Origin of the sequence: Schumannella luteola (assembly GCF_013408685.1) — a bacterium.
Classification (GTDB): domain Bacteria; phylum Actinomycetota; class Actinomycetes; order Actinomycetales; family Microbacteriaceae; genus Schumannella; species Schumannella luteola.
In genome coordinates, this window is the sequence record NZ_JACBZY010000001.1 from 2,697,109 (window position 1) to 2,722,285 (window position 25,177).

Genomic DNA, 25,177 nt, shown 5'->3' on the forward strand with positions numbered 1-25,177 from the left:
GCTCGACCCGCCGCTCGACCCGCCGCGACCGCGCGGGCACCGGCCTCTCACGACGGACGACGCGCATCCCGTCCGCGCCCTGGAGCCGTGTCGGAAACTCAGGCAGTGGACCGGCTCAGTGACTGCGCACGCGCCTTCTCGGGAGGACTCAGCTGCGTCAGCCTGAGTTTCCGACAGAGCACGACGGGCGTGGCACCAGCGCCGGGCGGGCGCGGTGAGCGGCGGGCGGAGCGCTGGGGAGAGCGGACGGCGAAGGCGACGCCGGATCCGTAGGATTCACCCATGCCCGGCCTCATCCGACAGAGCGACATCGACGAGGTGAGGGCGCGCACGAACATCGCCGACATCATCGGCGAGTACGTGACGCTCAAGAGCGCGGGCGTCGGGTCGATGAAGGGCCTCTGCCCCTTCCACGACGAGCGCAGCCCGAGCTTCCACGTGCGCCCGCAAGTCGGCTTCTACCACTGCTTCGGCTGCGGCGAGGGCGGCAACGTCTACACCTTCCTGCAGCGGATGGATCACGTCAGCTTCCGCGAGGCCGTCGAGCGTCTGGCCGGCCGCATCGGCTTCGAGCTGCACTACGAGGACGGCGGCGAGGCGAGGAGCGACTACGGCAGCCGCGCCCGCCTGATCGCGGCGAACACCGCGGCTGAGGCGTTCTTCCGCGAGCAGCTCGCGACGCCCGAGGCCCAGCTCGCCCGCGACTTCCTCGGCGGCCGCGGATTCGATCAGACCGCCGCCGATCACTTCGCGGTCGGCTTCGCGCCGAAGTCCTTCGACGCGCTCGGCACCGCGCTCAAGGCTCAGGGTTTCTCGCAGGAGGAGCTCATCACCGCCGGGCTCCTCTCCACGAACGACCGCGGTAACGCCTACGACCGCTTCCGCGGCCGTCTGATCTGGCCGATCCGCGATGTGACGGGCGCCACGATCGGCTTCGGCGCCCGCAAGCTCCTGCCCGACGACCAGGACAAGGGTCCGAAGTACCTCAACACCCCCGAGACGCCGATCTACCACAAGAGCCAGGTGCTCTACGGGCTCGATCTGGCCCGCCGCGACATCGCCCGCGGCAAGCAGGTCGTGGTGGTCGAGGGCTACACGGATGTCATGGCCTGCCACCTCGCCGGTGTCACGACCGCGGTCGCGACCTGCGGCACGAGCTTCGGCGTGGACCACATCAAGGTCGTGCGCCGAGTTCTCGGCGACACCGACACGACGGGCGAGGTCATCTTCACCTTCGACCCGGATGAGGCGGGCCAGAAGGCCGCGACGCGCGCCTTCGCCGAAGAGCAGCGGTTCGCCGCGCAGACCTTCGTGGCCGTCGCTCCGGCAGGCCTCGACCCCTGCGATCTGCGCCTCAACCGCGGCGACGGCGCCGTGCGTCAGCTCATCGACGACCGCAAGCCGATGTTCGAGTTCATGGTGCGGCGTCAGCTCGCCGCGCACGACCTCGAGACCGTCGAGGGCCGCGTCGCCGCGTTGCGGTCGGCAGCGCCCGTCGTCGCCGGCATCCGCGACCGCGCGCTCAACGCCGGCTACGTGCGCAACCTCGCGGGCTGGCTCGGCATGGACCCGAACGAGGTCGGCCGCGCGGTCAACGCCGCACGCACCCGCCTGGCCCACGCCGCTGACGGGGGAGAACGCAGCGAGCGCGGCGGCGACCGACGCCCGCAGCACGGATCCGCGACGACGAGCGGCTACGACGACCGCGCGACCAGCGCGGGAGCGGGAGCCGGCGGTGCACCCGCGTCAGCAGGTGCCGATCCCTCCATCGAGACCCCGCCCGAGATCCGCGTCGACCTGACGATGCTCCCCACCGACGTCGGCTCGCGACTGGAGCGCGACGCGCTCATGGCGATCCTGCAGCGCCCCGGCGCGATCGGCGCCGAGCTGATCAGCGAGGCCGTGCGCTCGCGCTTCTCGAACGAGACGCTCTCGGTCGTGCGCGACGGCATCGGCGCCGCGCTCGACCGCGTCGACGATCCCGCGTGGATGACGATCGTCGCCGCCGAGGTGCCGAGCATGTACGCGAGCCTGGTGTCGCAGATGGGCGTGGCCCCGCTGCCCGCGCGCAGCACCCAGGTCGACGCCTATGCGCAGCGGGTGGTCGTCAACGTCGTCGAGCGCGAGCTGGTGCGGCGCAAGGCCGATCTGCAGGGAGCGCTCATGCGCGCGCAGTCCGGGGGAGACGGCACACGCGCGGCCGAGCTGAGCCGCGAGCTGCTCGCGATCGAGACGCAGCGCCGGCGGCTCACGGGCGAATGACCTCGCGTGTTTCACGCAGGTGACGATCCCGTCCCGAAAGGTCACTGAATCCCGCTCCGGCGTCGGCCCGTGCTAAGACTGTGGGGCGCCGTCGCACGACACCGCTGTCACGACTCCGTCCTGGCATCGCGCCACGGCTCGTCCCCCTGCACAGAAATGAGGACCATCACCATGAGTTCCGCTTTCAGCTCACGACGCGCGCGCATCCTCGCCGCGGCCGCGGGCACCGCGACCCTCGCCGTCGTCCTGGCCGGCTGCGCCGGCGGAGGAGGAGGCTCCAGCGACGGAGACCTGCTCGTCGTCGGCACGACCGACAAGCTCACGACGCTCGACCCGGCCGGCTCGTACGACAACGGCTCGTACAACGTGCAGACCCAGGTCTTCCCCTTCCTCGTGAACACCGCCTACGGCAGCCCGGATGTCGAGCCCGACATCTCGACCTCGGCCGAGTTCACGGCGCCGAGCGAGTACACGGTCAAGCTCAAGAAGGATCTGAAGTTCGCGAACGGCAACGCTCTGACGAGCTCCGACGTGAAGTTCAGCTTCGAGCGCATCATCAAGATCAACGACCCCAACGGCCCCTCGTCGCTGCTGGCGAACCTCGACAGCATCTCGACGCCCGACGACACCACGGTCGTCTTCAAGCTCAAGAGCGCCGACCAGACCTTCCCGCAGGTGCTCTCGAGCCCCGCCGGCCCGATCGTCGACGAGGACACCTTCTCGGCCGACAAGGTCACCCCCGACGCCGATGTCGTGAAGGGCGAGGGCTTCGCGGGCCAGTACCGCATCGAGAAGTTCTCCCTCAACAAGCAGATCAGCTTCCTGCCGAACAAGGACTACGACGGTCTGCTCGGCAAGCCGAAGAACGCCGGCATCCTGCTGAACTACTACGCCCAGTCGTCGAACATGAAGCTCGAGGTGCAGAAGGGCGAGATCGACGCGGCCACGCGCAGCCTGACCCCGACCGACGTCGCCGACCTGCGCAAGGACTCCAAGCTGAAGGTCTGGGACGGCCCCGGTGGCGAGTCGCGCTACATCACCTTCAACTTCCGCACGCAGCCCTTCGGCACCGAGACGCCCGAGGCCGACCCGGCCAAGGCGCTCGCCGTTCGCCAGGCGTTCGCCGCCTCGGTCGACCGCGAGGCGCTCGCGAAGGATGTCTACAAGGACACCTACACCCCCGCCTACTCGGCCGTTCCCGAGGGCCTGACCGGCGCATCCACGCCGTTCAAGGACCTCTACGGCAAGGACGGCAAGCCGGACGTGACGCAGGCGGCGAAGTTCCTCTCCGACGCCGGCGTCCAGGCCCCGGTGCAGATCGACCTGCAGTACAACCCCGACCACTACGGCGAGAGCTCGGCGGATGAGTACGCGGCGATCAAGAGCCAGCTCGAGGAGACCAAGCTCTTCACGGTCAACCTCAAGTCGACCGAGTGGGTGACCTACTCGAAGGAGCGCGTGAACAGCTACCCCGTCTTCCAGATGGGATGGTTCCCCGACTTCTCCGACGCGGACAACTACCTCAGCGTGTTCTTCCTCCCGGGCAAGGACGCTGACGGCAACCCGGTCGGCGGCGGCTTCCTGCAGAACGGCTACGAGAACGACGCCATCACCAAGGCGATCCAGGGCGAGCAGACCGAGCAGGACAAGGCCAAGCGCACCGCCCTGATCGAGGAGGCTCAGAAGATCGAGGCCGAGGACATCTCGATCCTGCCGCTGCTGACCGGCAAGCAGGTCGTGGTGACGAGCAAGGACATCAAGGGCGTCACCCTCGACGCCTCGTTCAAGTTCCGCTTCGCCCCGCTGGAGAAGTGACCGCGGCGCTGACGCAGCTGTGACACGGGGGAGGGGACGGCACCACCGTCCCCTCCCTTCCGCACGAACGAGCTCCCGACCCTCGAACTCGCCGAACGACCCGACAGGCTCTTCATGACCACCACCACGGAGGCTCCGGCCTCACCCCCGACCGCCGCCAAGCCGGCGCGGTCGAAGTCCGGCGGGGGCGGCCTCGCCCGCTACCTGCTGGTGCGATTCCTTCTGATCTTCCCCACCGTCTTCATCCTCGTGACGATGGTGTTCCTGTTCATGCGGGTCACCGGCGACCCGATCACGGCGGCGCAGGGCGGACGCCTCAGCCCCGCCCAGCTGCAGGAGCGCATCCACGAGGCCGGCTACGACCGTCCGATCCTCGTGCAGTACTTCGAGTACCTGGGCCAGATCGCCCGCGGCGACTTCGGCACGAGCCTCACCGACCACCAGCCGGTGACGCAGATCCTGTTCCAGTACGGCGGCGCGACGCTCGAGCTCGCGTTCTACTCGCTGATCGTCGCGCTCATCGTCGGCATCCCGCTCGGCATGCTGGCCGCGTATCTGCGCGACCGCTGGCCCGACGCGGTGCTGCGCATCTTCGCGATCCTCTGCTACGCGACCCCGGTGTTCTTCGCGGGTCTGCTGCTCAAGCTCGTCTTCTCGGTCTGGCTGGATGTGCTGCCGGTCGCCGGCCGCGCCTCGGCCCGCACCGAGCTGCAGATCACGAGCATCGACGACCCGACGGGCATCTACCTGATCGACGCGATCCGCACCGGCAATCCGAACATCATCGGCGACGTGCTCTCGCACGCCGTGCTGCCGGGCGTCGCGCTCGGCCTGCTGACCGCGGGCATCTTCCTGCGCCTCGTGCGCACGAACGTCATCGGCACCTTCTCGATGCCCTACGTGGATGCGGCGCGCTCGCGCGGCGTGAGCGAGTCGCGCCTGGTGCGCAAGCACGCGCTGCGTCCGGCCCTCGTGCCGATCATCACCGTCATGGGGCTGCAGATCGCGATGCTGCTCGGCGGCGCGGTGCTCACCGAGACGACCTTCGAGTGGGAGGGCCTCGGCTTCCAGGTGGCGCACTACCTGCAGGCGCGCGACTTCGTCGCCGTGCAAGGCATCGTCGCGCTGCTCGCCGTGATCGTCGCCGTGACCAACTTCATCGTCGATGTCATCGCGGCGATCGTCGACCCCCGAGTGAGGTTCTGATGTCTGCGAACTCCACCGAGAACCCCCGCTCGCTGCGGGCGATCTGGCGGCGTCTGCCCGTCATCCACCAGCTGCGGCAGAGCGTCGGCCTGCAGCGCGGCATGCTCATCACCGGCCTGGTCATCACGGGCATCTTCGTGCTCGTCGCGATCTTCGCGCCGCTGCTCGCGCCCTACGGCTACGGCCAGCTGCGCGACGACTCCGGCCGTTTCGCGCCGCAACAGCCCCCGGGCCCCGCCCACCTGCTCGGCACCACCGTCGGCGGCTACGACGTGCTGTCGCGCGTGATCTGGGGCTCGCAGACCGCGTTCCTGGTGATCGTGTTCGCCGTGCTGCTGTCGATCTTCGCCGGCATCCTGCTCGGCCTCGTCTCCGGCTACCTCGGCGGCTGGGTCGACCGCGTGCTGGTCGTGATCGCGGATGCGGTCTACGCCTTCCCGACGCTGCTGCTCGCGATCGTCACGGCGATCGTCATCACGGGCGGCGAGTCCGACCTGCTGGGCGGCATCCTGGCGGCGGCGATCTCGATCACGGTGGTGTTCATCCCGCAGTACTTCCGGGTGATCCGCGCCGAGGCGGTGCGGGTGAAGTCGGAGGCCTTCGTCGAGAGCGCCAAGGTGATCGGGGCGAAGGCGCCGCGCGTCATGTTCCGCCACGTGCTGCGCAACTCGACCCGCACGCTGCCGCTGATCTTCACGCTGAACAGCTCCGAGGCGATCCTGACCCTCGCCGGTCTCGGCTTCCTCGGCTTCGGCATCGAGCCGACGAAGGCGGCGGAGTGGGGCTACGACCTCAACAAGTCGCTGTCGGATGTGACGGCCGGCATCTGGTGGACGAGCGTCTTCCCGGGTCTGGCGATCGTGCTCGTCGTGCTCGGCATCACGCTGATCGGCGAGAGCCTCAACGACCTCGCCGACCCGCGCCTGCGTGCCCGGCGTCGACGTCGCGGCGCGACCGCGGCGGATGCGGCGGCATCCGCGCCGCTCGGCTCGCCGGCGGCCGCGACCGATGCGGTGGGCGTGACGAGCGCCGTCGAGACGGCGCCGGCATCCTCGACCGCGACGACCGGCAGCGACGACCAGGAGGCGGGCCGATGAGCGCCACGCAGACCACCGGCGCGGCGTCGACCGACGCGGCCGTCGACATCCGCGACCTGGATGTCGTGTTCACGACCGACGGCGGCGACGTGCACGCCGTCGACCACGTCTCGCTGCGGGTGCAGCCCGGCGAGGTGCTGGCGATCGTGGGGGAGTCGGGCAGCGGCAAGACCGTGACCGCCCGCACGATCCTCGGGCTGCTGCCGGAGACCGCGACGGCGACCGGCGCGGTGCTGCTGCGCGGCACGGATGTCGTCACGGCATCCCCGGCCCGCCTGCAGCAGCTGCGCGGCGCCGATGCGGCGATGGTGTTCCAGGAGCCCTCGACGGCGCTCAACCCGGTGTACACGGTCGGCTGGCAGATCGCGGAGGGCCTGCGCGCCCACGCCAAGCTCAGCAAGGCCGCGGCGCGGGCGAAGGCGATCGACATCCTGCGCCGGGTCGGCATCCCCGAGCCCGAGGAGCGCGTCGACTACTACCCGCACCAGTTCTCGGGCGGGCAGAAGCAGCGCGTCGTCATCGCGATGGCGCTCGTGCTCGACCCGGCCGTGATCGTCGCCGACGAGCCCACCACGGCGCTCGACGTGACCGTGCAGGCCGAGATCCTCGACCTGCTGCGCCGCTGCCGCGACGAGTTCGGCACGGCGATCGTGCTCATCACCCACAACATGGGCGTCGTCGCCGACCTGGCGGACCGCGTCATGGTCATGTACCGCGGCGAGACGGTCGAGACCGCCCCGGTGGGCGAGCTGTTCGCGAACCCGCAGGCCGACTACACGAAGGCGCTGCTCGCCGCCGTGCCGAAGCTGGAGATCGTCGACCGGGCCCAGCCCGAGCCGGCGGCGCCGCTCGTCACAGCACGCGACCTCGTCATCCAGTACCCCGGTCGGCTCGGCCGGCCCGGCTTCACCGCGGTCGGCGGCGTCTCGTTCGACCTCGGCCCGGGCGAGGTGCTCGGACTGGTCGGCGAGAGCGGGTCGGGCAAGACGACGATCGGGCGCGCGATCGCCGGCCTCACCAAGGTCACCGGCGGCTCGCTCGATGTGCTCGGCGTCGAGATGAACGGGATGCGGGAGCGCGACTTCCGTCCGCGTCGTCGCGAGATCGGCTTCGTCTTCCAGGACCCGGCGACGAGCTTCAACCCGCTGCTGACGATCGCGCAGTGCGTCGCCGAGCCGCTCATCGTGCACGGCGTCGCGCGCGACGCCTCCGCCGCGCGCGGACGCGTCGACGAGCTGCTCGAGGCGGTGCAGCTGCCCCGCGCCTTCGGCGACCGCTTCCCGCACGAGCTCTCGGGCGGCCAGCGCCAGCGCGCCTCGCTCGCGCGAGCGCTCGCGCTCGACCCGAAGCTGCTCATCGCCGACGAGCCGACGAGCGCGCTCGACGTCTCGGTGCAGGCGCGCGTGCTCGAGCTCTTCGCCGAGCTGCAGGAGCGCTTCGGCTTCGCGTCGCTGTTCATCACGCACGACCTCGCCGTCGTCGACCAGCTCGCGCACCGCGTCGTCGTGCTGCACCGCGGCCAGGTCGCCGAGCAGGGGCGTGCGGCCGAGGTGCTCGGCGCACCGCAGGATCCGTACACGCGGCGCCTGCTGGCCTCCCTGCCGGTGCCGGATCCCGTTCGTCAGGCCGAGCGGCGCGAGGAGCGTCGCCGGGCCGCGGATGCCTGACCCGGTTCCCACCCCGATCTCGATGCTGTCGGTGAGTGCGGTGCGTCGCGTGCGCGCCGCATCCACCGCCGTCGAATTCACCGAGGGAGAGGCCCGCGAGGCAGTGTCTGGCGTCGTCGGGTCTCGGTGCGCCGGGGCGAACCCGGATGCCGCTCCCGGTCGGAGCGTGACAGCATGAGTGCGACGGCGCCGACGGCATCCGGCGTCCGGAAGGGGATCGGCGTGCGCACCACCATCGACCACACCGGACCGGTCGTGGTCGCCGACGATCTGACGGTCGCCTACACGACACGCCCCGGAGCGACGCCCGCCGTCGACGGGGTGACTCTGCAGGTGCCCGCCGGCGGCATCCTCGGTGTGGTCGGCGAGGCGGGCTCGGGCAAGAGCACGCTCGCGGCCGCGATCGCCGGACGCCTGCGTCGCGGCACTGGACCCGGCCCGGTCATCGTCGGAGGCTCGCTGACGGTGCTCGGCCACCAGGTGCGCGACCACGGACGCCGCGTCCGCGAGGTCATGGCGCTCGAGGTCGGCTATCTGCCGCAGGATGCCGAGTCGTCGCTGACGGCGCATCTGACGATCGCCGAGAACGTCGCCGAGCCGATCTACGACCGCGATCGCCGCTTCGACCGGCTCGAGGCCGGCGGCCACGTCGCCGCGCTCATCGACGCCGTGCGACTGCCGCTCACCGTCATGGAGCGCTTCCCGCATGAGCTCAGTCGCGGCCAGCGACAGCGCGTCGCCCTCGCGAAGGCCCTCGTGCTCGAGCCGCGGCTGCTCGTCGCCGACGAGCCGACGATGGGCGTCGACGTGCTCGTGCGTGGGCACATCCTCGGCGTGCTCGCCGATCTGCAGCGCGAGCGCGCGTTCTCAGCCGTGGTCATCGGCCACGACCTGCGCGAGCTGCGCTCGATCACCGACCGCGTCGCCGTCATGCACGCCGGCGCGATCGTCGGCATCGGCCAGATGGAGCAGGTTCTCGCCGAGCCGACTCACGACTACGTCGAGGCGCTCGCCTCGCTCTACCCGCGTCACGCGCGGCTCTGACCCGCGACGCGGGCCTGTGCACCCGCTCGACCCGACACATCCCGACCGCACCGGAGGTGCTTCTGCTGTGAGCGCGACGATCCTGGTCGGCGGATACGGCCCCGACATGGACGGCACGGGTGAGGGGATCATCCGGCTCCGTCTCGATGACGAGGGATCGCTGGAATCCGACGGGCTCGTCGCCGCCCTCCCGTCGCCCTCCTGGCTCGCCGTCGACGGCGAGCGGCTCTACGCCGCCCTCGAAGGAGATGCCGAGCTGTCGACTCTCGCCCTCGCCGCCGACGCCGCCCGGCTGAGCGGCTGGGACCAGCAGGTCGAGGTCGGCGCGGGGATCGTCGAGGTCGAACGCGCCGAGACCGCGGGCGAAGCCGTCTGCCACGTCGCGCTGGGTTCCGGCGTCGCGTACACGAGCGGCTACGCCAGTGGATCGGTGTCCCGCCACCGGCTTCGCGACGGCGTCGCCGCGCATCTCGACCTCGAACTCGTGCTGCAGTCCGTCGGCGGGCGGCCCCGTCCGGAGCAGGACGCACCGCACGCTCACTGCACGCTCGTCTGGAGCGACTCGGTCATCCTCGTCGCCGACCTCGGCTCCGACCGCGTCGTGCTGATCCGACCCGACGAGACCGAGGAGTGGACCTCGCTCGAGTTCCCGCCCGGCACGGGTCCGCGCGATCTGCTGCGGCTCGATGACGACACCGTCCTCGTGCTGGGGGAGCTCGACAGCACCGTGCACCGACTGCGGGTCTCGTCCGACCTCGAGCTCGAGCTGCTCGAGAGCGTCGCGCTCCCCGGCGCTGTCGACGGAGACCACGCCGCTGCCCTGGCACTGCACGAGCCGAGCGGGATCGTGCACATCGGGCTGCGGGGCAGCGACCGGATCGCCCGGGTTCACCTCGCGCCCGCGAGCGTTCCGAGCGCCGCCCGGCTCACCGCCCGCGATGCGGTCGACGGCGTCGGCAGCTGGCCGCGTCACGTCCTCGTGGTCGATGATGTGCTGCTCGTCGCGGAGCAGCTCTCGAACGCGGTGAGCGCGTATCGACTCGATCCCGCGGGCGTCGCCGCACCGCATCCGCTCGGGTCCGTGGCGGTGCCGTCGCCGACGCATCTGGTGCGCGTCGACGACACGCCGTGGGCCTCCGTCGCGACGCGCCGGTGAGCCCGCGCGCGGTCAGAGGCGCCTCGAAATCCTGGTAGGCTGATCCGGCTGTCAAGGCAGCGATCCTCCATAGCTCAATTGGCAGAGCAATCGGCTGTTAACCGATAGGTTTCTGGTTCGAGTCCAGATGGGGGAGCCATCCGAAGGCCCGGTTCACGCCGGGCCTTCGTCGTCTGCGGGGCCGCCCTCGGCGCGCATCGCGCTCGCCTCATCCGGGCTTCGCCCGCGATCCTCTCCTCACCGGCGACCAGCCGCGGGCGCTCCCGCACCGTGACCGCCGCCAGTCCAGAACCGCCGACCCGATCTGTCGGAAACTCAGGCGACGGGCGCTGCGGATCGACGGGGAGCCTCCGGATCCGGGCCTCCGGCGCGCGGCCGCGGCGCGCCTGCCTGAGTTTCCGACAGGGGCCGCGCCGGCGAGACCTACTCCCGGGGGAGTAGCCGCGGTCTCCCGCACGCCGACGGCGGCCGGTCGGCGCCCGCGTAGCATCGAGCCATGCCGCGCGGGGAGCACTGGGACGTCGACGGCCCGCAGTGGCGGATGTCCCGCCGGTTCACGCTCTGGGCGCCCGTGGTCATCAGCTTCATCGCGCAGGTTCCCGCGTCGATCGGGATCAGCCGCTACCTCCAGCTGTCGCCGTTGCTCACGCTCGCGACGATCGGCCTGGCCCTCGTCGGCCCCCTCGCGCTGATCTTCGCGCGTCGATTCCCCGGCCCGGTCGTCGCGATCGTCTCGGTCGCCGCGGCCGCCGATCTGTTCACCGACGTGCGCTTCGGCCCGCCGTACGTCTCGCTCGCCTTCGCGCTGCTCAGCGCGCTCGTGCGCGGTGCCCGCATCTGGGCCTTCGTCTCGATCGCGGTCTGCTGGGTCGCGACCATCACGCTGAGCATCGTCGTCGGCTATCGCTGGGAGCCCGCGCGCATCGCCGCGGTCACGATCGGCATCCTCATCGTCGTCGGCGTGGGCGAGGCGATGCGCGGCCGACGCGAACGGTTCCGCGCCATCCGCAGCCGTCGCCGCCAGCTGCAGCACGACGCACTGCAGGCGGAGCGCGTGCGCATCGCCCGCGAGCTGCACGACGTGCTCGCGCACTCGCTCAGCTCGATCAACGTGCAGGCGGGAGTCGGCCTGCACCTGCTGAAGAGCCGGCCCGAGCAGGCGGAGTCGTCACTGCTCGCGATCAAGGAGACGAGCAAGCAGGCGCTCGACGAGGTGCGTGCGGTGCTCGGCGTCCTGCGCTCGGACGACGGCGGGGATGCCCCGCTCGTGCCCACTGCGGATCTCACCCGCCTCGACGCGCTCGTCGACGACGCCCGGCGCGGCGGACTCGAGGTCGCGCTGCGCGCGCCCGGGGCCGCGGAGCTCGCGGCCATCCCGCAGTCGACCCAGGCGGCGATCTACCGCATCGCCCAGGAGGCCCTGACGAACGTGCGTCGGCACTCGGGCGCTGCGCACGTGCGGATCGAGCTCGCCGTCACCGCGCCGGGTCAGGGTGACGCCGCTCCGGCGGGCACGACGACTGCATCGGGGCCGGACGCGGCGTCGGCGGATAGCGCGCTGCACGCGGTCGTGCTCACGGTCGCCGACGACGGGCGCGGGCGCGGGGGCGCCCCCGAAGGTCGGGGGATCCTCGGCATGCGCGAACGTGCTGAGCTGCTCGGCGGCGAGCTGCGCACCCGGGACGGCGACCCCGGCTTCCACATCGAGGCCCGCATCCCGCTTCCGCAGACCGTGGAGACGGCGGGCGCCCCACCGGCGTCCGGCGAGGGCCGCGCTGCCGGGGCCGGCCCGCTCTTCGCCCCGACGGAGGAACCATGATCCGCATCGTCCTCGCCGACGACCAGCACCTCATCCGCGCCGGCTTCCGCAGCCTGCTCGACGCCGAGCCCGACCTCGAGGTGGTCGGCGAGGCGGCGACGGGCCGTGACGCCGTCGATGTCGTCGCGCGCACCCGCCCCGACGTCGTGCTCATGGACATCCGCATGCCCGACGGGGACGGGCTCTGGGCCACCGAGCAGCTCGTGGCACGTCCCGAGCTCGCGGGTACCCGCATCGTCATCGTCACCACCTTCGAGCTCGACGAGTACGTCGCGCGGGCGATCAAGGCCGGCGCCTCGGGGTTCCTCGTCAAGGACACCGAGCCGGTCGAGCTCATCCGCGCCGTGCACGTCGTCGCCGAGGGGGATGCGCTGCTGAGCCCGCGCGTCACCCGCCGCCTTCTCGAGCAGGTCGCCGACGCACTCGGCGGCCCCCTCGACGACGCGCGTCTCGCTCCGCTGACCGACCGCGAGCGCGAGGTGCTCGGACTGGTCGGACAGGGGCTGACCAACGAGGAGATCGGGCGCGCCCTGTTCCTCAGCCCGCTGACCGCGAAGACGCACGTCTCGCGCATCATGTCGAAGCTGCTCGCCCGCGACCGGGTGCAGCTCGTGGTGATCGCCTACGAGACCGGCCTCGTGCGCGCCGGTCGCCCCGACTGAGTATCCCTCCTCGCCGCTCGCCTCCTCGCCGACGATCCTTCGAAACCGCACGCTTCCGCTCATAGCCGCGCGGCGGGTCCGCCTGTCGGAAACTCAGGCGGAGCCACTTCGATGCAGCGCTCGACCGCGGCGGAGACCTGCGCTGCCTGAGTTTCCGACAGGCTCCGGGCCGTTGTCGCGGTGCCGGAGCAGGGAGGACGGGCGTCGCGCGTGCGGCGGCGCTTCAGCAGGAGCACGGCGCCGGGGCGAGCTTGCTCTCGGGGGAGTAGTGACGCGCTCCCCGCGGCGGATTCCCTGAGGACGCGCGATCAGGAGAGTGGAGTCACCCCGGAGAACCGGGCCTCACGACAAGGGGACACCATGATCACCGCAGCAGCTCTCACCGCCGTCGCCGCCCACCCGCACTGGGTCGGCGGGGGCGCGCCGTGGCTGTTCTTCCTCATCCCGCTCTTCTGGATCGGCGTCTTCGCGCTGATCTTCGCGCTCGTCGGACGCCGCTGGCGCCGGGCCCGCTGGGCGGGTGGGTACGGCCCGCACGCCTACTGGGCGGTGAACGCCGACGGTGCGCGCAGCGCCGAGGCCGTTCTCGCCGACCGCTTCGCGAACGGCGACATCGAGGAGCAGGAGTACCGCGCGCGCCTCGAGGTGCTGCGGGCGAACCAGCAGCCGCCGATGCCGCCGCGCGGCTGATCCGGCATCATCCCGGTACCTGAGCCCGGGGCCTCGTCTCTCGTCAGGCGGAGCCTCGGGCATCGTCGTGAGCACCCCTCGTTCCCGCCGACCGCGCCGACCGCTACCCTCAGACCGTGCTCGTGTCCGTACAGTTCGGCCCCTCGACGGTCTCGCCCGTGCTGGCGGTCGTGCTGATCGCCCTCGCGGTCGCGGTCGTCGTGCTGCTCGTGCTCTGGCTCGTCGCCCGCACCGCGGCGCGTCGTCACCGCCTCGAGGCGCAGCGGGCGCGCGCCGATCGTGTGGAGTTCGAGCTGACGCTCGCCGAGCAGACCGACCGGCTGCGCATCGCCGGCGAACTGGACGACCTCGCCGCGGCCGCGCTGACCGACGTGATCGCTGCGGCCGACCGGATCCGGCGCATCGCGGGAACCGACACGGGTTCGACGGTGAGAGCGGCGGATGCGCTGGTCGACTCCGCGCGGCGTGCCCTCGCGGATCTCCGCCGCGGCTCGACACTCGCCCGCGACGGTGCCGCCGACGCCGCCGAGCTCGGAGCGACCCCCGGCCTGGCGGATCTCGATCGCCTGGTGGAGGCGTTGGCGGGCAGCGGGCTGACCGCGACCCTCGCCTCGACGGGCGAGCCCTTCTCACTCACACCGGCGGCCGACCTCGCGCTGCTGCGCATCGTGCAGCAGGCGCTCGAGAACGCGGCGACGCACGGCGGGGCCGGAACGACCGCGACGGTGACCGTGCGCTGGTCGGCCGATGGGCTGCAGCTCCAGATCGATGACGACGGCGAACGCGCTGCAGCTCTGCGCGACGGACGCGATCCGCACGCTCCGGCCGACTACACGGCCGACGACGATCGTGCGGCGCTGACCGACACCCCCTGGGGCCGGGGCATCACCGAGATGCGCGAGCGCAGCGAGCTGTTCGGCGGCGTCTTCACGGCCCAGCGTACGCCGGGCGTCGGATTCACTGTGTCGGCGGCCTTCCCCGATCTGCGCCACCACAACGGCGTCCACGGCGTCCCGCTCTAGACGCTCCCGCCTCGACGGAGACCGTTCATGCCGCGGCCCGCGGCGCGTGTCGGAAACTCAGGCAGCTCCGTGCGGGCCCGGCGCCACGGCGTGACCTCGGCGGCCGATCAGCCGGCTCCGCCTGAGTTTCCGACAGCGAACCCGCGTCAGCGAGTGCCGCTGACCAGCGCGCCGACGCGGGTGCGCCGACGCCGGCCGGCCGGCAGTCGGGCGGGCGCGCCCCGGATGCGGCGGGCGAGGCCGCGAGTCAGGCGTCGAGCTCGTCGACGCCCGGCAGCCACGACTCGCCGGCAGCGCCCCAGCCCTGCTTGCGGATCGCCTTCTGGGCGCGGCGCGAGAACGGCAGCTGAAGCCGATCGACGTAGAGCACCCCGTCGAGGTGGTCGTACTCGTGCTGGAAGATGCGGGCGAGCCAGCCGGTCGCCTCGATCTCGTAGTCGTTGCCGCCGACATCCGTCGCCCGCAGCAGCGCGCGCTGCGAGCGCAGCAGCGGGAAGCGCTCGCCCGGCACCGAGAGGCATCCCTCGGCGTCCCCGTCCTCATCGGGCTCGCCCGTCGGCCCGGGCGAGATGAACAGCGTCGGGTTGATGGCAGTGCCCCGGTGACGGTGGCCTTCCTCGTCCGTCCAGTCGTAGACGAAGAGCCGCAGCGGAACCCCGACCTGAGGCCCCGCGAGTCCGACGCCGGGGGCGGCGGTCATGGTGTCGTACATGTCGGCGACAAGGGTGCGGATGCGGTCGTCGATCGCGCCGACCTCCTCGGCCCGGGTGTGGAGCACGGGTTCTCCCGTGATGGAGATGGGGAGAACGGCCATGCCGTCCAGGTTATCGGGGGATGCGCGGGTAGGGTCGCACGCGTGAATGACGCCCTCGACACGCTCGACACGAACGGGTGGAACACACTCATCGGCATCGTGATCGCGCTGGTCGGGGCGGTGTTCCTGTCTCTGGGCACCCAGCTGCAGCACCGCGGCGTCTCGAAAGTCGAGGCGTCGCATGGCAGCGGCGAGAAGGCCGGACTGAATCCCGGTCAGCTGGTGCGCCTGCTGCTGCGGCCGTCGTGGCTCTTCGGCACGATCCTGCTCGGGCTCGCGATCGTCTTCCAGCTGACGAGTCTCGGATTCGCACCGCTGATCGTGGTTCAGCCCCTCGGCGTCGTCGGTCTGGTGATCACCTCGATCCTCAACTCGCGCATCTCGAAGGTGAAGCTCGACCGCCCGACGATCCGCGCGATCGCGCTCTGCGTCATCGGCGTCGGCGCCTTCGTGATCACGGCGGCGATCGCCGCGGTCGAGACCAAGATCAACGAGACGCAGCTGCTGACGGTCGTCATCATCCTGGCGATCGTGGTCGCGATCCTGGCGACGATCTTCGCCCTGCTGCGCCAGCGCCTGCCTGCGATCTTCTACATCATCGCCGCCGGCGTGCTCTACGGCTTCGTGGCGACGCTCGCGAAGGTGGTCATCACGCGCATCCGCTTCGGCGACTTCGACTGGCTGAGCATCCTCTCGATCGCCGCGCTGATCGGCGCCGCGGCCCTCGGCGCCTACTTCGTGCAGACCGCCTACTCGGTGGGCTCGCCCGATCTGGTGGTCGCCGGGCTCACCGTCGTCGACCCGATGGTCGCGGTGGCGATCGCGATCATCGTGCTGGGCGAGGCGAAGCAGGTCGGCCTGCCGATCATCGTGCTGTGGATCGTCGCGGGAGCCGTGGCGGTGTTCGGCGTGTTCCAGCTCGCCAAGCACCACCCGCAGACCCACCAGCGCGACACCGGGGAGATCGAGCCGCTGCCGCGCCCCGTCGAGGGATCGGACCGTCGCGCCATCGACGCTGCGTCGGGCCCGGCGGCACCGTCCGGCGATCAGCGACCCGCCGACCCCGATGCGGCATCCGCGACAGCGCCGCGCGCCGAGACCGAACGCACGGCCGAGCCCGAGGCGGTGCACGTCGAGCGGCGCACCGAGCCGGGTGGCTCCGCGGCGCCGGCCGACGCGCATCCCCGTCCGCGGAATGACGCCTCGCCGCGTCAGCACCCGGGCGCCGATCCGCGCTGAGGTAGCGTGACGGGGATGTTCGCCGACCGAGGGACCACCACGCCGTGACCGACGGGACCACCGCCCACTCCGACGAGAACCCTGCCGACGGCAGCAGTGCCGCGTCGGCCGCTCGACGCCCGCTGCGCATCCTCATCGGCGCCGACACCTTCCCGCCGGACATCAACGGCTCGGCGACCTTCGCGCGCCAGCTCGCCGCCGGCCTCGCCGGGCGAGGACATGACGTGGAGGTCGTGGCCCCGTCGCCCGACAACCGCTGGGGAGTGCGACGCGAGGAGCACGGCGGCGTCACCCTGCGCGTGCACCGTCTGCTGAGCTGGCGCTGGCTTCCGCACCCGTGGCTGCGCTTCGCGCTGCCGTGGCGCATCAAGGCCAATGCGCGCCGCATCATCGCCCAGTTCCACCCGGATGTCGTGCACTTCCAGTCGCACATCGTCGTCGGTCAGGGCCTGGCCCCGGCGGCGAAGGAGCGCGGCATCCGCCTCGTCGGCACGAACCACACGATGCCCGAGAACATCACGCAGCACGTGCAGATCCTGCCTCCGCCGGCCCTGCGCTGGCTCGTGAAGCAGCAGTGGGCCTCCGCCGCGAAGTGGTTCGGCATGGCGGATGCGGTGACGGCGCCGACGCAGCGCAGCGCCGACTACTTCGACAAGAACACCGGGCTGAAGAACACGATCGCGATCTCGAACGGCATCTCGCTCGAGAAGTACACCGCCGATCTGGGGCCGCGCGACGAGAACCTCATCGTCTTCCTCGGCCGTCTCGACGACGAGAAGAACATCGACGAGCTCGTGAGGGCCGCCGCTCGCCTCGACCCGGCGCTCGAAGCGAAGGTCGTGATCATGGGCCACGGCGACCAGAAGACGAAGCTCGAGCACCTCATCCAGGAACTCGGGCTGCAGGATCGCGTGCGCCTCGCGGGCAAGGTCAGCTACGACGAGCTGCGCCAGACCCTCACGCGCGCCAAGGTGTTCGCGATGCCGTCGGTCGCCGAGCTGCAGAGCATCACGACCCTCGAGGCGATGGCGTCGGGCCAGCCGATCGTCGCCGCGAACGCGATGGCGCTGCCGCACCTGGTCGAGGAGGGCGTCAACGGCTACCTCTTCGAGCCGGGCGACATCGACGGCTTCGCCCAGCGTCTGACGGATGTGCTGACCGCGCCCGAAGAGAAGCTGCGCGCGATGCGCGAGGCCTCGCTGCGTCTCGTGGCCGTGCACGATGTCGAGCACACCCTCGACATCTTCGAGGCGCTGTACCGCGGCGAGCCCCTGCCGCCGGCGCCGGAGCCCCGCACGGCCTGAACAGGTCAGGAACGGTGGATGCGTGGCCGCGTCCGCCGTGCCCGCTATCGTGAACCTGGCCGCGGCGCGTCCGCTGCCACGGGGCGGTAGCCAAGCTGGTTAAGGCACTCGGCTCATAACCGAACGATTCGTGGGTTCAAGTCCCACCCGCCCTACGGACTGAGGTCCGCGCATCCCCCGGCGCGGGCCGGCGCGAGCCTGACGCTCGCGTCGTTGCCGCGTGGCAAAGTGGGAATCCGCCGAAAGCGCTCGCGCTCGCCGCTTCGCACCGGTAGTCCGGTGTGATGCGACCCGAAACCGGACAGGGCGGACCCGGGTCGCCGTTCGGTGTCACCGAGCCGCGGCTGCTGTTCGCCCGCCTCATCGCCGCGTGCAATGCCCACGATGCCGATGCGGTCGCCGCCCTGCTCTCGGCTGACATCGTCGTCGACGGCCAGCAGATCGGCCGCAACCGCATGGTCGGGCGCCTCATCGCGCTCTGGCGGGCGTTCCCCGACTGCCGGTGGGAAGTCGTCGAATCGCTGGCGAACGGGCGCCGCGTCGCCGCGCGGATGCGCTTCACGGGGACGCAGGAGTCGGCCTGGCTCGGTCGGGTGGCCCCGGGCCTGCGGCTGGACGTCACCGAGTTCGGCTTCTTCCGCTGTCAGGGTGGGATGATCGTGGAGCACTGGGGCTCCGGCGATGCACCGCGGATGCTGGCGCAGCTGCGATCCACCACGATGGACACGTGACCGCATCCGACTCCACCTGGATCGCGCAGGCCGTCGCGGCGCTCCGCGCCGCCGGATGCGTCTTCGCGGAGGACGAGGCCGAGCTGATCGCCGCCGAGGTGTCTCCCGAGCGCCGCGACCGGGTCGTCGCACGACGTGCCGCGGGGGAGCCGCTCGAGCAGCTGGTCGGCTGGGCCGAGTTCCGCGGGCTGCGCATCCCTGTCGCCCCGGGCGTCTTCGTGCCGCGTCGGCGTACGGGCGCTCTCGTCGATGTGCTCGCCCCGCTGCTGCACGCGGGCGATGCGGTCGTCGAGCTGTGCTGCGGCGCCGGTGCGGTGTCCGCGGCGCTCGCGCACGAGCATCCTGAGCTGTCCCTGCAGCTGCACCTCGGCGACATCGACCCTGCCGCGGTGTCCTGCGCCCGGGAGGCGCTCGCCCGCGTCGGTATCGATCCGGACCGCGCTCGTACCGGCGACCTGTTCGACGCCGTGCCGGCCGCGGTGCGCGGTCGCGTCGACGCGATCGTCGCCAACGCCCCGTACGTGCCCACGGACGAGATCGCGCTCATGCCGACTGAGGCGCGCGACCACGAGGCGCCGGCGGCGCTGGACGGCGGCGCGGATGGGCTCGCACTGCACCGCCGGATCCTCGCCGAGGCGCCCGCGTGGCTCCGACCGGGCGGCGCCCTGATCATCGAGACGAGTCGGCGGCAGGCCGAGACCGATCTGTCCCTGTTCGAGGCCGCGGGGTTCCGTGCCGAGATCCGTCGGGATGAGGAGGTCGACGGCACCGTCGTTCTCGGGCGACTCGGGGCGTCGCAGGCCGCTGATCTAGGCTGAGGTCATGCCGCGCGTCCCCCGTCTCGCCGCGATCCCGCTCGTCGTCCTCGCCTCGGCCGCACTGCTCGTGCTGTCCGGGTGCGCGGCGACCCCGGCGAAGCCCGCCCCGAAGCCGTCCGCCACGCGAACCGCCGCCGCCCCGTCGCCCTCCGCGAAGCCCGCGGGCGAGGTCACCGTCGTGATCGATGCCGACAGCGTCACGGTGCTGGACGCCTCGGGCGGCACCGCAGCCTCCGTGCCGTTCACGGCCGATGCCGCCACGGCGTCCTCCCGCCTCGGAAGCGCGCTCGACGAGACCCCCGTGAGCGCGACCGTCACCGACGACGCCTGCTATCCGATGCTCGACGAGCAGAGCTTCGGCGGACTGCACATCTACAGCTCGCCCGACGGGCTCACCCGCCCGCTCAACGCGCAGTTCTACGTGACCGCCGACGCCGCGAAGACCGCCGGCGGAGTCCGCATCGAGCTGCCCAGCGGGCAGGCCGTCGGCGATGCCGGCGACGACGTGATCGAGGCGAATCTCAAGGCCCCGCGGTTCGAGTCGGCCGACGGCACCGAGGTGCACTACGACGTCGCGAGCGGCTCGGCCTCCGGCGATCCCGGCACCTACTACGGCGCACTCGCGCTGATCAGCTCGGGCAAGCTCGCCAGCATCGGCTCGCCGGTCTTCTACGCCCGCGACTGCTGAGTCGGCGCAGCCCGAGAGCATCGCCGTCGGGTTCGCGACGCGCCCGCGCCGAACCGGCCGGGAATGGTCGACGTGTCGATGCCGGTTGCATCGGGCAGGGTGACAGGATCGGAACCCGCACCGCACGACCCCGCTGAGGAGACACCATGACCGACGCTCAGGCCGCCCCCGCCACGCCGCAGGAGGCGCTCGACCGCTTCCACCGTCGCCGCGAGGAATCGGTCGTGCAGCCGCGCGGCTCGCTCGCCCTCACGCAGACGCAGCAGGTGGATGCCGAGCAGACGATCTGGGGAGTTCCCGGCACCTGGGCGCCGCGCGCCGACGGCGGCTCGGGTCTCACCGTCACGGCGACGGCGGCTGACGGCATCCGCGTCGACGGCGAGCTCGTCGACGGCACGGTGATCGTGCGCGGCAAGGATGACGAATCGCCCAGCGAGGTCGTCTTCAGCGACACGGTCAGCGGCTTCGTGATCGCCCAGCATGGCGGCAGCTACGCGCTGCGCGTCTGGGATGCGCAGTCGGATGCGATCCAGGAGTTCGGCTCGATCGACAGCTTCGGCTTCAACCCCGAGTGGATCGTGCAGGCCGACTTCACGCCGAACCCCGAGGGCACGACGCTCGGCTTCGAGCACCTCAAGGACGACGGGCAGACCCGCGAGGAGGTCATCCCCGGATCGATCACCTTCACGAAGGACGGCGTCGACTACGACCTCGCCGCCTTCAAGTCGGGTCGCGCGCTGCAGATCGTCTTCGCCGACGCGACGAGCGGTGAGTCGACCTACAGCGTCGGCCGATTCCTCTTCGTGGCGCCGCGCCCCGACGGCACGATCACGCTCGACTTCAACCAGGCCGTGCTGCCGCCGTGTGCGTTCAGCTACGCCTTCAACTGCCCGATGCCGCCGAAGCAGAACCGCTTCACGGTGCCGATCGAGGCGGGGGAGAAGAACGTGCTCGCGAAGTCGGGCGCGCCGCTGCATTGATTGGACAGGCCTGATTCGAGGCTTAGCTCTACAGCCGTCCGCGGATCACCAGACCAAGCCCGGAACGAAAAAGCCGGGGCACTTCGAAACTCGAAGCAGTAAGTACCCGACCTGTGTTCGGTGTGAGAAGGCCAATCTCAAAGAACCGCTCAAGCATCTCGTCAGAGTTTGGAGTCAATCCATCCATTAGCTGGATCAGTTCAGTTCTGCTGAATTCGGCAGTGGTTTGGCCAGAAAACCTACGGAAATGCTCTCGGAGATCTGGAAATTCGGCCAGGTAAGCCTCGAATTTAGTGACCGATGTTGTAGTAAATGCTTCGCGCAAAGAGGTTCTGGAGATTAGAGTCTCCAAATCGGCTTCGCCCTGCTCGAGTTGTATCTTTCGGGCCGCGCTCGCCAGCACAATAGCGTCCCGCGGGAGCACTGTTTTTCGTCCGTCCGTTACGCGTGCAACGAGCCAGTCCATAGATCGCGCTTCATTTTGGCCGGGGTAGGCCGTGGGCGGGAAGATCGTCAACAGACCCGCTTCTCGATCTGCGGGACCGACGTCCTCGACAGTTTTCCCGTACAGTGCACTCACCCGTTGCTCGCAGTAGTCACGAACTTCCTGAGTGGACATCGCTCGCTTCAAGAGCAAAGTCGCGATCTGATCAGACGACCAAGCGAGCTCGATCTTCTTGTCAGTGAGATGATCCTTATTGGTGAAATCGAGTTCAGCCCATAGGTCACTGCGGAGGAGGATCTTTGGTTGAATCGCCGGAAATGTGCGGCGAATACTCATCGAGGCTGTGAGCAATCCCTCGAGTGCACGTTGGCGCTCTGCACGGTCGGCTGGCCAGATCTCATCAATTTTGTCGAATAGCAGCCAGAGTTTATTCCCCGCACTCGTCAACGCCGAGTTGACGTCCTCGAGCAGGGTGACAACGTCGAGAGAGCGTCGCCCTCCACGAATTTCCACCGTCGCTCCCTGCGCGGAGACCGTCACCTGATCGGGAGCGTTGCCGACCGCAAGTTCCCAAAGTTCCTTGAGCAGCGGGCCGACACGAAAATCCCGTCGTTCGCCGAGCGCCGAAAGCAGATCCTTGAGCGGTCCGCGCGGAATGCTCCAGGAAGGATCGAGAGAAAGCCCTGCCTTGACAGCGATGTACAAACGCCAGAGCTTATCGTGGTCGAACGAAGCCTGGCCGTCTCTAAGCGTCTGGATGTCGCCGGTCGCCACCTCGCTCAGGTCACCAAATCCGGTCCCGGCCCCGATCCGAACTCCGTTGAGTTTTGATCCCGCCAGTTGCCGCGCCGTCGGTTCGAACTTCGTGAATAGTTCGAATAGCGCGCTCTTGCCCGTCCCCTTGGCGCCAAGCGCGAGCCATACGTGGTCTTGCAGGAAGTCATCGAAATCGACCGTTCTCACGAACCGCCTGTCGAGGTCTGTCTCCGACTCGGAGTCGACCTTCCCAAAATCCAGCTTCTGCAACACCTCGGTTTGTGTAGCCAACGCTGCGCTCCCATCTCGATCGCTGAGATCACCCTAGATGAGTGAAGGTCCATTCACTGCGCAGTGCCTATTGAAGTCGGGCGCGCCGCTGCACTGATCGAGCGTTCGGGAACAGATGAGCCGATCCATGCGTTCACATCGACCGTGAAGCGCATCGGATTCCTCTCCTTCGGTCACCACCAGGCCGTTCCCGGCTCGCTCGTGCGCACCGCGCAGGACGCCTTGATCCAGTCGATCGACCTCGCGGTCGCGGCCGAGGAGGTCGGGGTCGACGGCGCCTTCTTCCGCGTGCACCACTTCGCGCGGCAGCTCGCTGCGCCGTTCCCGCTGCTCGCGGCGGTCGCGGCGCGCACGAGCCGCATCGAGATCGGCACCGGCGTGATCGACATGCGCTACGAGAACCCGCTCTACTTCGCCGAGGAGGCTGCGGCCGCGGACCTCATCAGCGCCGGCAGCGGCCGACAGGGTCGGTTGCAGCTCGGCATCAGCCGCGGCTCGCCCGAGACGGCACTCGACGGATGGCGCTCCTTCGGCTACGCGCCCGGCGAGGGCTCCGATGAGGCCGGCCTCGCCCGCGACAAGACGGAGTTGCTCCTCGCCGCGCTCGAGGGCGCCGGCGTCGCGACCTCGAACCCGGCGATGACGGGTCAGTCGCGTCCGGTGCCGATCGAGCCCCGCTCCGAGGGTCTGCGCGACCGCATCTGGTGGGGCGCCGGCAGCCGCGCCACTGCCGTCTGGGCGGCCGAGCAGGGCATGAACCTGATGAGCAGCACGCTCCTGACGGAAGACACCGGCGTGCCGCTCGGCGAGCTGCAGGCCGAGCAGATCCAGATGTTCCGCGACGCCTGGGCGGCCGCGGGACACGAGCGCACCCCGCGGGTCTCGATCAGCCGCAGCATCCTGCCGATCATCGACGACGAGACCCGGCAGTGGTTCGGCCTGCGCGCGCAGGCCGACTCGCAGGATCAGGTCGGGCACCTCGACGCCACCACGATCGCCCGCTTCGGCCGCAGCTACATCGGCGAGCCCGACCGCATCGTCGAGGAGCTCGCACAGGATCCCGCCGTGCAGGCGGCCGACACGATCCTCGTCACCGTGCCGAACCAGCTCGGCGTCGACCTCAACGCGCGCATGCTGGAGTCGATCGTGCGCGACATCAAGCCGGGTCTCGGCGACTGAGGCGCACGACGTCCCGGATCGGCCTGCGCGTCAGCAGGCGCTACCCTGTAGCCACTCTCGAGCGATGACGATCGGAGACGGCATGTCCAGCCCTTGGACGGCGGCGCCCGCCGACACCCGCGCGACCCTGCGCGTGGCGCATGACCGCGTCGTCGGCGACCGTGTCGAGAGCCCCGGCATCCGGCTGCTCGTCGAGGAGTCGTGGCGCCGCTCGCTCGCGCACGAGATCGACCCCGATAAGGCCGTCGCGCGGCTGCCGCTCGGGGATTCCGACCTGCGCGACTACCGCGAGCAGCATCCGCTGCGCCACGCGCTGCCGACCCTGCACCGCCTGCTGATCCGGCACACCTTCGACGCCGGTCTCATCATCGCGATCGGCGACGAAGCCGGCCGGCTGCTCTGGATCGACGGCGATCGCGAGCTGCGCCGCCGCGCCGAAGGGATGCTGTTCGTCGAGGGCGCCGACTGGTCGGAGTCGGTGGTCGGCACGAGCGCGCCGGGCACGGCGCTGCAGCTCGACCACGGCATCCAGATCTCCGGCCCCGAGCACTTCACCCGCCTCGTTCATCCCTGGAGCTGCACGGCCGTCCCCGTGCACGACCCCGCGACCGGCGCCGTGCTCGGCGTCATCGACATCACCGGGGGCGACGAGGCCGTCGCACCCGCGACCCTTCCGCTGATGGAGGCAGCCGTCGCCGCCGTCGAGGCCGAGCTGCGCCTGCAGCGTCTCGACGACGCGGTGGCTCCGCGCCGACGTTCGAGCTCGCCGACGAGCACGCGACCCGCGACCCCCGAGCTGCACGTGCTCGGGCGCGACGACGGCGAGCTCGCCTGGGGCATCGATCGGCACGAGCTCAGCCTGCGCCACGCCGAGATGCTGACCCTGCTCGCCTGGCATCGCGGCGGGCTGACGGCCGAGCGGCTCGCCGAGCTGCTCTACGGCCGTGACGACGCGCTCGTCACGCTGCGGGCCGAGATGGTGCGGCTGCGCAAGGCACTGCCCGAGCGCTTCGCCCCGCTGTCGAAGCCGTACCGTCTGCCCGAGCCGGTCGAGCTGGATGCGCAGCGTCTGCTCGGCTTCCTCGAACGCGGCGCCCACAAGGTCGCCCTCGGCGCCTATCGGGGGCCCCTGCTGCCGCGCTCCACCGCGCCCGGCATCGTCGAGATCCGCACCGAGCTCGCGGCCGTGCTGCGCGAGACGCTGATGTCCGACGCCGCCGTCGACACTCTGCTCGACTACGCCCGCACCGACGACGCCGCCTGGGACGTCGAGGTGTGGCAGCAGGTGCTGCGGATGCTGCCGGCCCGGTCACCGAAGCGCGCCGGCGTGGTCACGCGCATCGAGCGCATCCAGGCCGAGCTCGGCTGACCGGCGCCCGGAGATCCGCGCCGGTCTGCGCGATGCGGCGCCGCCGTCGCCACCCGCGCAACTCTCTGCAACCTCCGCCGTCCTACCGTGGGCGCACCGGGCCACCCCGCCCGCACCCGACGA

General features: G+C 70.6%; 21 protein-coding genes and 2 tRNA genes. 21 read left to right on the top strand and 2 right to left on the bottom strand.

Translation table 11 applies throughout. The annotated features are described in order from the left end of the window. Positions 1-282: 282 nt before the first annotated feature. The 12 genes from dnaG to BJ979_RS12275 all read left to right on the top strand — a co-directional run bounded on the left by dnaG (position 283) and on the right by BJ979_RS12275 (position 14,440). Entirely contained in the window at positions 283-2,262 is a 1,980-nt protein-coding gene (gene dnaG, locus BJ979_RS12220) for a DNA primase (RefSeq protein WP_179568218.1), read from the top strand. Positions 2,263-2,433: 171 nt separating this feature from the next. Continuing rightward, a complete protein-coding gene (locus BJ979_RS12225; RefSeq protein ID WP_179568220.1) occupies positions 2,434-4,077 on the top strand; it encodes an ABC transporter substrate-binding protein in 1,644 nt (547 codons plus the stop codon). A 114-nt stretch (positions 4,078-4,191) separates the two neighbouring features. Next, complete coding sequence (locus tag BJ979_RS12230) at positions 4,192-5,283, top strand: ABC transporter permease (RefSeq protein WP_179568222.1); 1,092 nt, start codon at positions 4,192-4,194, stop codon at positions 5,281-5,283. Then, the gene (locus BJ979_RS12235; RefSeq protein WP_179568224.1) at positions 5,283-6,380 is read left to right on the top strand and encodes an ABC transporter permease; all 1,098 of its coding nucleotides are present in this window, start codon (positions 5,283-5,285) and stop codon (positions 6,378-6,380) included. Before BJ979_RS12230 ends, BJ979_RS12235 begins: the two co-directional genes overlap by 1 nt. Continuing rightward, the gene (locus BJ979_RS12240; RefSeq protein ID WP_179568226.1) at positions 6,377-8,047 is read left to right on the top strand and encodes a dipeptide ABC transporter ATP-binding protein; all 1,671 of its coding nucleotides are present in this window, start codon (positions 6,377-6,379) and stop codon (positions 8,045-8,047) included. Before BJ979_RS12235 ends, BJ979_RS12240 begins: the two co-directional genes overlap by 4 nt. Before the next feature lie 222 nt (positions 8,048-8,269). Then, positions 8,270-9,091 carry an ATP-binding cassette domain-containing protein gene (locus BJ979_RS12245; RefSeq protein ID WP_343046692.1) on the top strand — a complete coding sequence of 274 codons (822 nt, stop codon included), beginning with the start codon at positions 8,270-8,272 and terminating at the stop codon, positions 9,089-9,091. Between the two features lie 67 nt (positions 9,092-9,158). Beyond that, positions 9,159-10,247, top strand: coding sequence for a lactonase family protein (locus tag BJ979_RS12250; RefSeq protein WP_179568228.1), 1,089 nt, complete (start codon positions 9,159-9,161; stop codon positions 10,245-10,247). Positions 10,248-10,310: 63 nt separating this feature from the next. Further along, a tRNA-Asn gene (locus tag BJ979_RS12255) sits at positions 10,311-10,386 on the top strand. Positions 10,387-10,743: 357 nt separating this feature from the next. After that, complete coding sequence (locus BJ979_RS12260; protein ID WP_179568230.1) at positions 10,744-12,066, top strand: sensor histidine kinase; 1,323 nt, start codon at positions 10,744-10,746, stop codon at positions 12,064-12,066. Next, positions 12,063-12,728, top strand: coding sequence for a response regulator transcription factor (locus tag BJ979_RS12265; protein WP_179568232.1), 666 nt, complete (start codon positions 12,063-12,065; stop codon positions 12,726-12,728). The genes BJ979_RS12260 and BJ979_RS12265 overlap by 4 nt, the downstream gene beginning before the upstream one ends. A 360-nt stretch (positions 12,729-13,088) precedes the next feature. Further along, positions 13,089-13,418: an SHOCT domain-containing protein gene (locus BJ979_RS12270; RefSeq protein WP_179568234.1), complete on the top strand. Its 330-nt coding sequence runs from the start codon at positions 13,089-13,091 to the stop codon at positions 13,416-13,418. Between the two features lie 116 nt (positions 13,419-13,534). Then, entirely contained in the window at positions 13,535-14,440 is a 906-nt protein-coding gene (locus BJ979_RS12275; RefSeq protein WP_179568236.1) for a sensor histidine kinase, read from the top strand. Positions 14,441-14,687: 247 nt separating this feature from the next. On the opposite strand, the gene def is transcribed toward BJ979_RS12275, so the two are convergent. Then, positions 14,688-15,254: a peptide deformylase gene (gene def, locus BJ979_RS12280; protein WP_179568238.1), complete on the bottom strand. Its 567-nt coding sequence runs from the start codon at positions 15,252-15,254 to the stop codon at positions 14,688-14,690. A gap of 42 nt (positions 15,255-15,296) precedes the next feature. Between def and BJ979_RS12285 the strand changes: the two genes are divergently transcribed. From BJ979_RS12285 to BJ979_RS12315, 7 genes are all read left to right on the top strand, one after another. Then, positions 15,297-16,493 (top strand): DMT family transporter, encoded by a 1,197-nt coding sequence (locus tag BJ979_RS12285; RefSeq protein ID WP_179568240.1) that lies wholly within the window; start codon positions 15,297-15,299, stop codon positions 16,491-16,493. Between the two features lie 44 nt (positions 16,494-16,537). Beyond that, positions 16,538-17,797, top strand: coding sequence for a glycosyltransferase (locus BJ979_RS12290; RefSeq protein ID WP_343046693.1), 1,260 nt, complete (start codon positions 16,538-16,540; stop codon positions 17,795-17,797). A gap of 80 nt (positions 17,798-17,877) precedes the next feature. Beyond that, a tRNA-Ile gene (locus BJ979_RS12295) sits at positions 17,878-17,952 on the top strand. Between the two features lie 129 nt (positions 17,953-18,081). Further along, positions 18,082-18,528 (top strand): ester cyclase, encoded by a 447-nt coding sequence (locus BJ979_RS12300; protein ID WP_179568242.1) that lies wholly within the window; start codon positions 18,082-18,084, stop codon positions 18,526-18,528. Next, a complete protein-coding gene (locus BJ979_RS12305; RefSeq protein ID WP_179568244.1) occupies positions 18,525-19,346 on the top strand; it encodes a putative protein N(5)-glutamine methyltransferase in 822 nt (273 codons plus the stop codon). The genes BJ979_RS12300 and BJ979_RS12305 overlap by 4 nt, the downstream gene beginning before the upstream one ends. A gap of 4 nt (positions 19,347-19,350) precedes the next feature. Further along, positions 19,351-20,034, top strand: coding sequence for a hypothetical protein (locus BJ979_RS12310; RefSeq protein WP_179568246.1), 684 nt, complete (start codon positions 19,351-19,353; stop codon positions 20,032-20,034). Positions 20,035-20,180: 146 nt separating this feature from the next. Beyond that, positions 20,181-21,014 carry a DUF1684 domain-containing protein gene (locus BJ979_RS12315; RefSeq protein ID WP_179568248.1) on the top strand — a complete coding sequence of 278 codons (834 nt, stop codon included), beginning with the start codon at positions 20,181-20,183 and terminating at the stop codon, positions 21,012-21,014. A 28-nt stretch (positions 21,015-21,042) separates the two neighbouring features. Here the strand turns inward: BJ979_RS12315 and BJ979_RS12320 are convergent, their stop codons facing one another. Then, positions 21,043-22,488, bottom strand: a complete 1,446-nt coding sequence (locus BJ979_RS12320) for a P-loop ATPase, Sll1717 family (RefSeq protein WP_179568250.1) — start codon at positions 22,486-22,488, stop codon at positions 21,043-21,045. Positions 22,489-22,650: 162 nt separating this feature from the next. Here BJ979_RS12320 and BJ979_RS12325 point away from each other — a divergent pair, with 162 nt between their 5' ends. Together BJ979_RS12325 and BJ979_RS12330 are read left to right on the top strand one after the other, a co-directional pair. Further along, positions 22,651-23,685 carry an LLM class flavin-dependent oxidoreductase gene (locus BJ979_RS12325; RefSeq protein ID WP_179568252.1) on the top strand — a complete coding sequence of 345 codons (1,035 nt, stop codon included), beginning with the start codon at positions 22,651-22,653 and terminating at the stop codon, positions 23,683-23,685. Between the two features lie 82 nt (positions 23,686-23,767). Further along, positions 23,768-25,054 (top strand): GAF domain-containing protein, encoded by a 1,287-nt coding sequence (locus tag BJ979_RS12330; protein ID WP_179568254.1) that lies wholly within the window; start codon positions 23,768-23,770, stop codon positions 25,052-25,054. Positions 25,055-25,177: the final 123 nt, after the last annotated feature.

Excerpts from the sequence above, each read along its gene's own strand:
- BJ979_RS12230 (WP_179568222.1), top strand. The coding sequence starts at position 4,192 with ATGACCACCACCACGGAGGCTCCGGCCTCACCCCCGACCGCCGCCAAG.
- BJ979_RS12265 (WP_179568232.1), top strand. The coding sequence starts at position 12,063 with ATGATCCGCATCGTCCTCGCCGACGACCAGCACCTCATCCGCGCCGGC.
- BJ979_RS12240 (WP_179568226.1), top strand. The coding sequence starts at position 6,377 with ATGAGCGCCACGCAGACCACCGGCGCGGCGTCGACCGACGCGGCCGTC.
- dnaG (WP_179568218.1), top strand. The coding sequence starts at position 283 with ATGCCCGGCCTCATCCGACAGAGCGACATCGACGAGGTGAGGGCGCGC.
- BJ979_RS12270 (WP_179568234.1), top strand. The coding sequence starts at position 13,089 with ATGATCACCGCAGCAGCTCTCACCGCCGTCGCCGCCCACCCGCACTGG.
- BJ979_RS12310 (WP_179568246.1), top strand. The coding sequence starts at position 19,351 with ATGCCGCGCGTCCCCCGTCTCGCCGCGATCCCGCTCGTCGTCCTCGCC.
- def (WP_179568238.1), bottom strand. The coding sequence starts at position 15,254 with ATGGCCGTTCTCCCCATCTCCATCACGGGAGAACCCGTGCTCCACACC.
- BJ979_RS12235 (WP_179568224.1), top strand. The coding sequence starts at position 5,283 with ATGTCTGCGAACTCCACCGAGAACCCCCGCTCGCTGCGGGCGATCTGG.
- BJ979_RS12225 (WP_179568220.1), top strand. The coding sequence starts at position 2,434 with ATGAGTTCCGCTTTCAGCTCACGACGCGCGCGCATCCTCGCCGCGGCC.
- BJ979_RS12330 (WP_179568254.1), top strand. The coding sequence starts at position 23,768 with ATGTCCAGCCCTTGGACGGCGGCGCCCGCCGACACCCGCGCGACCCTG.
- BJ979_RS12315 (WP_179568248.1), top strand. The coding sequence starts at position 20,181 with ATGACCGACGCTCAGGCCGCCCCCGCCACGCCGCAGGAGGCGCTCGAC.
- BJ979_RS12260 (WP_179568230.1), top strand. The coding sequence starts at position 10,744 with ATGCCGCGCGGGGAGCACTGGGACGTCGACGGCCCGCAGTGGCGGATG.
- BJ979_RS12300 (WP_179568242.1), top strand. The coding sequence starts at position 18,082 with ATGCGACCCGAAACCGGACAGGGCGGACCCGGGTCGCCGTTCGGTGTC.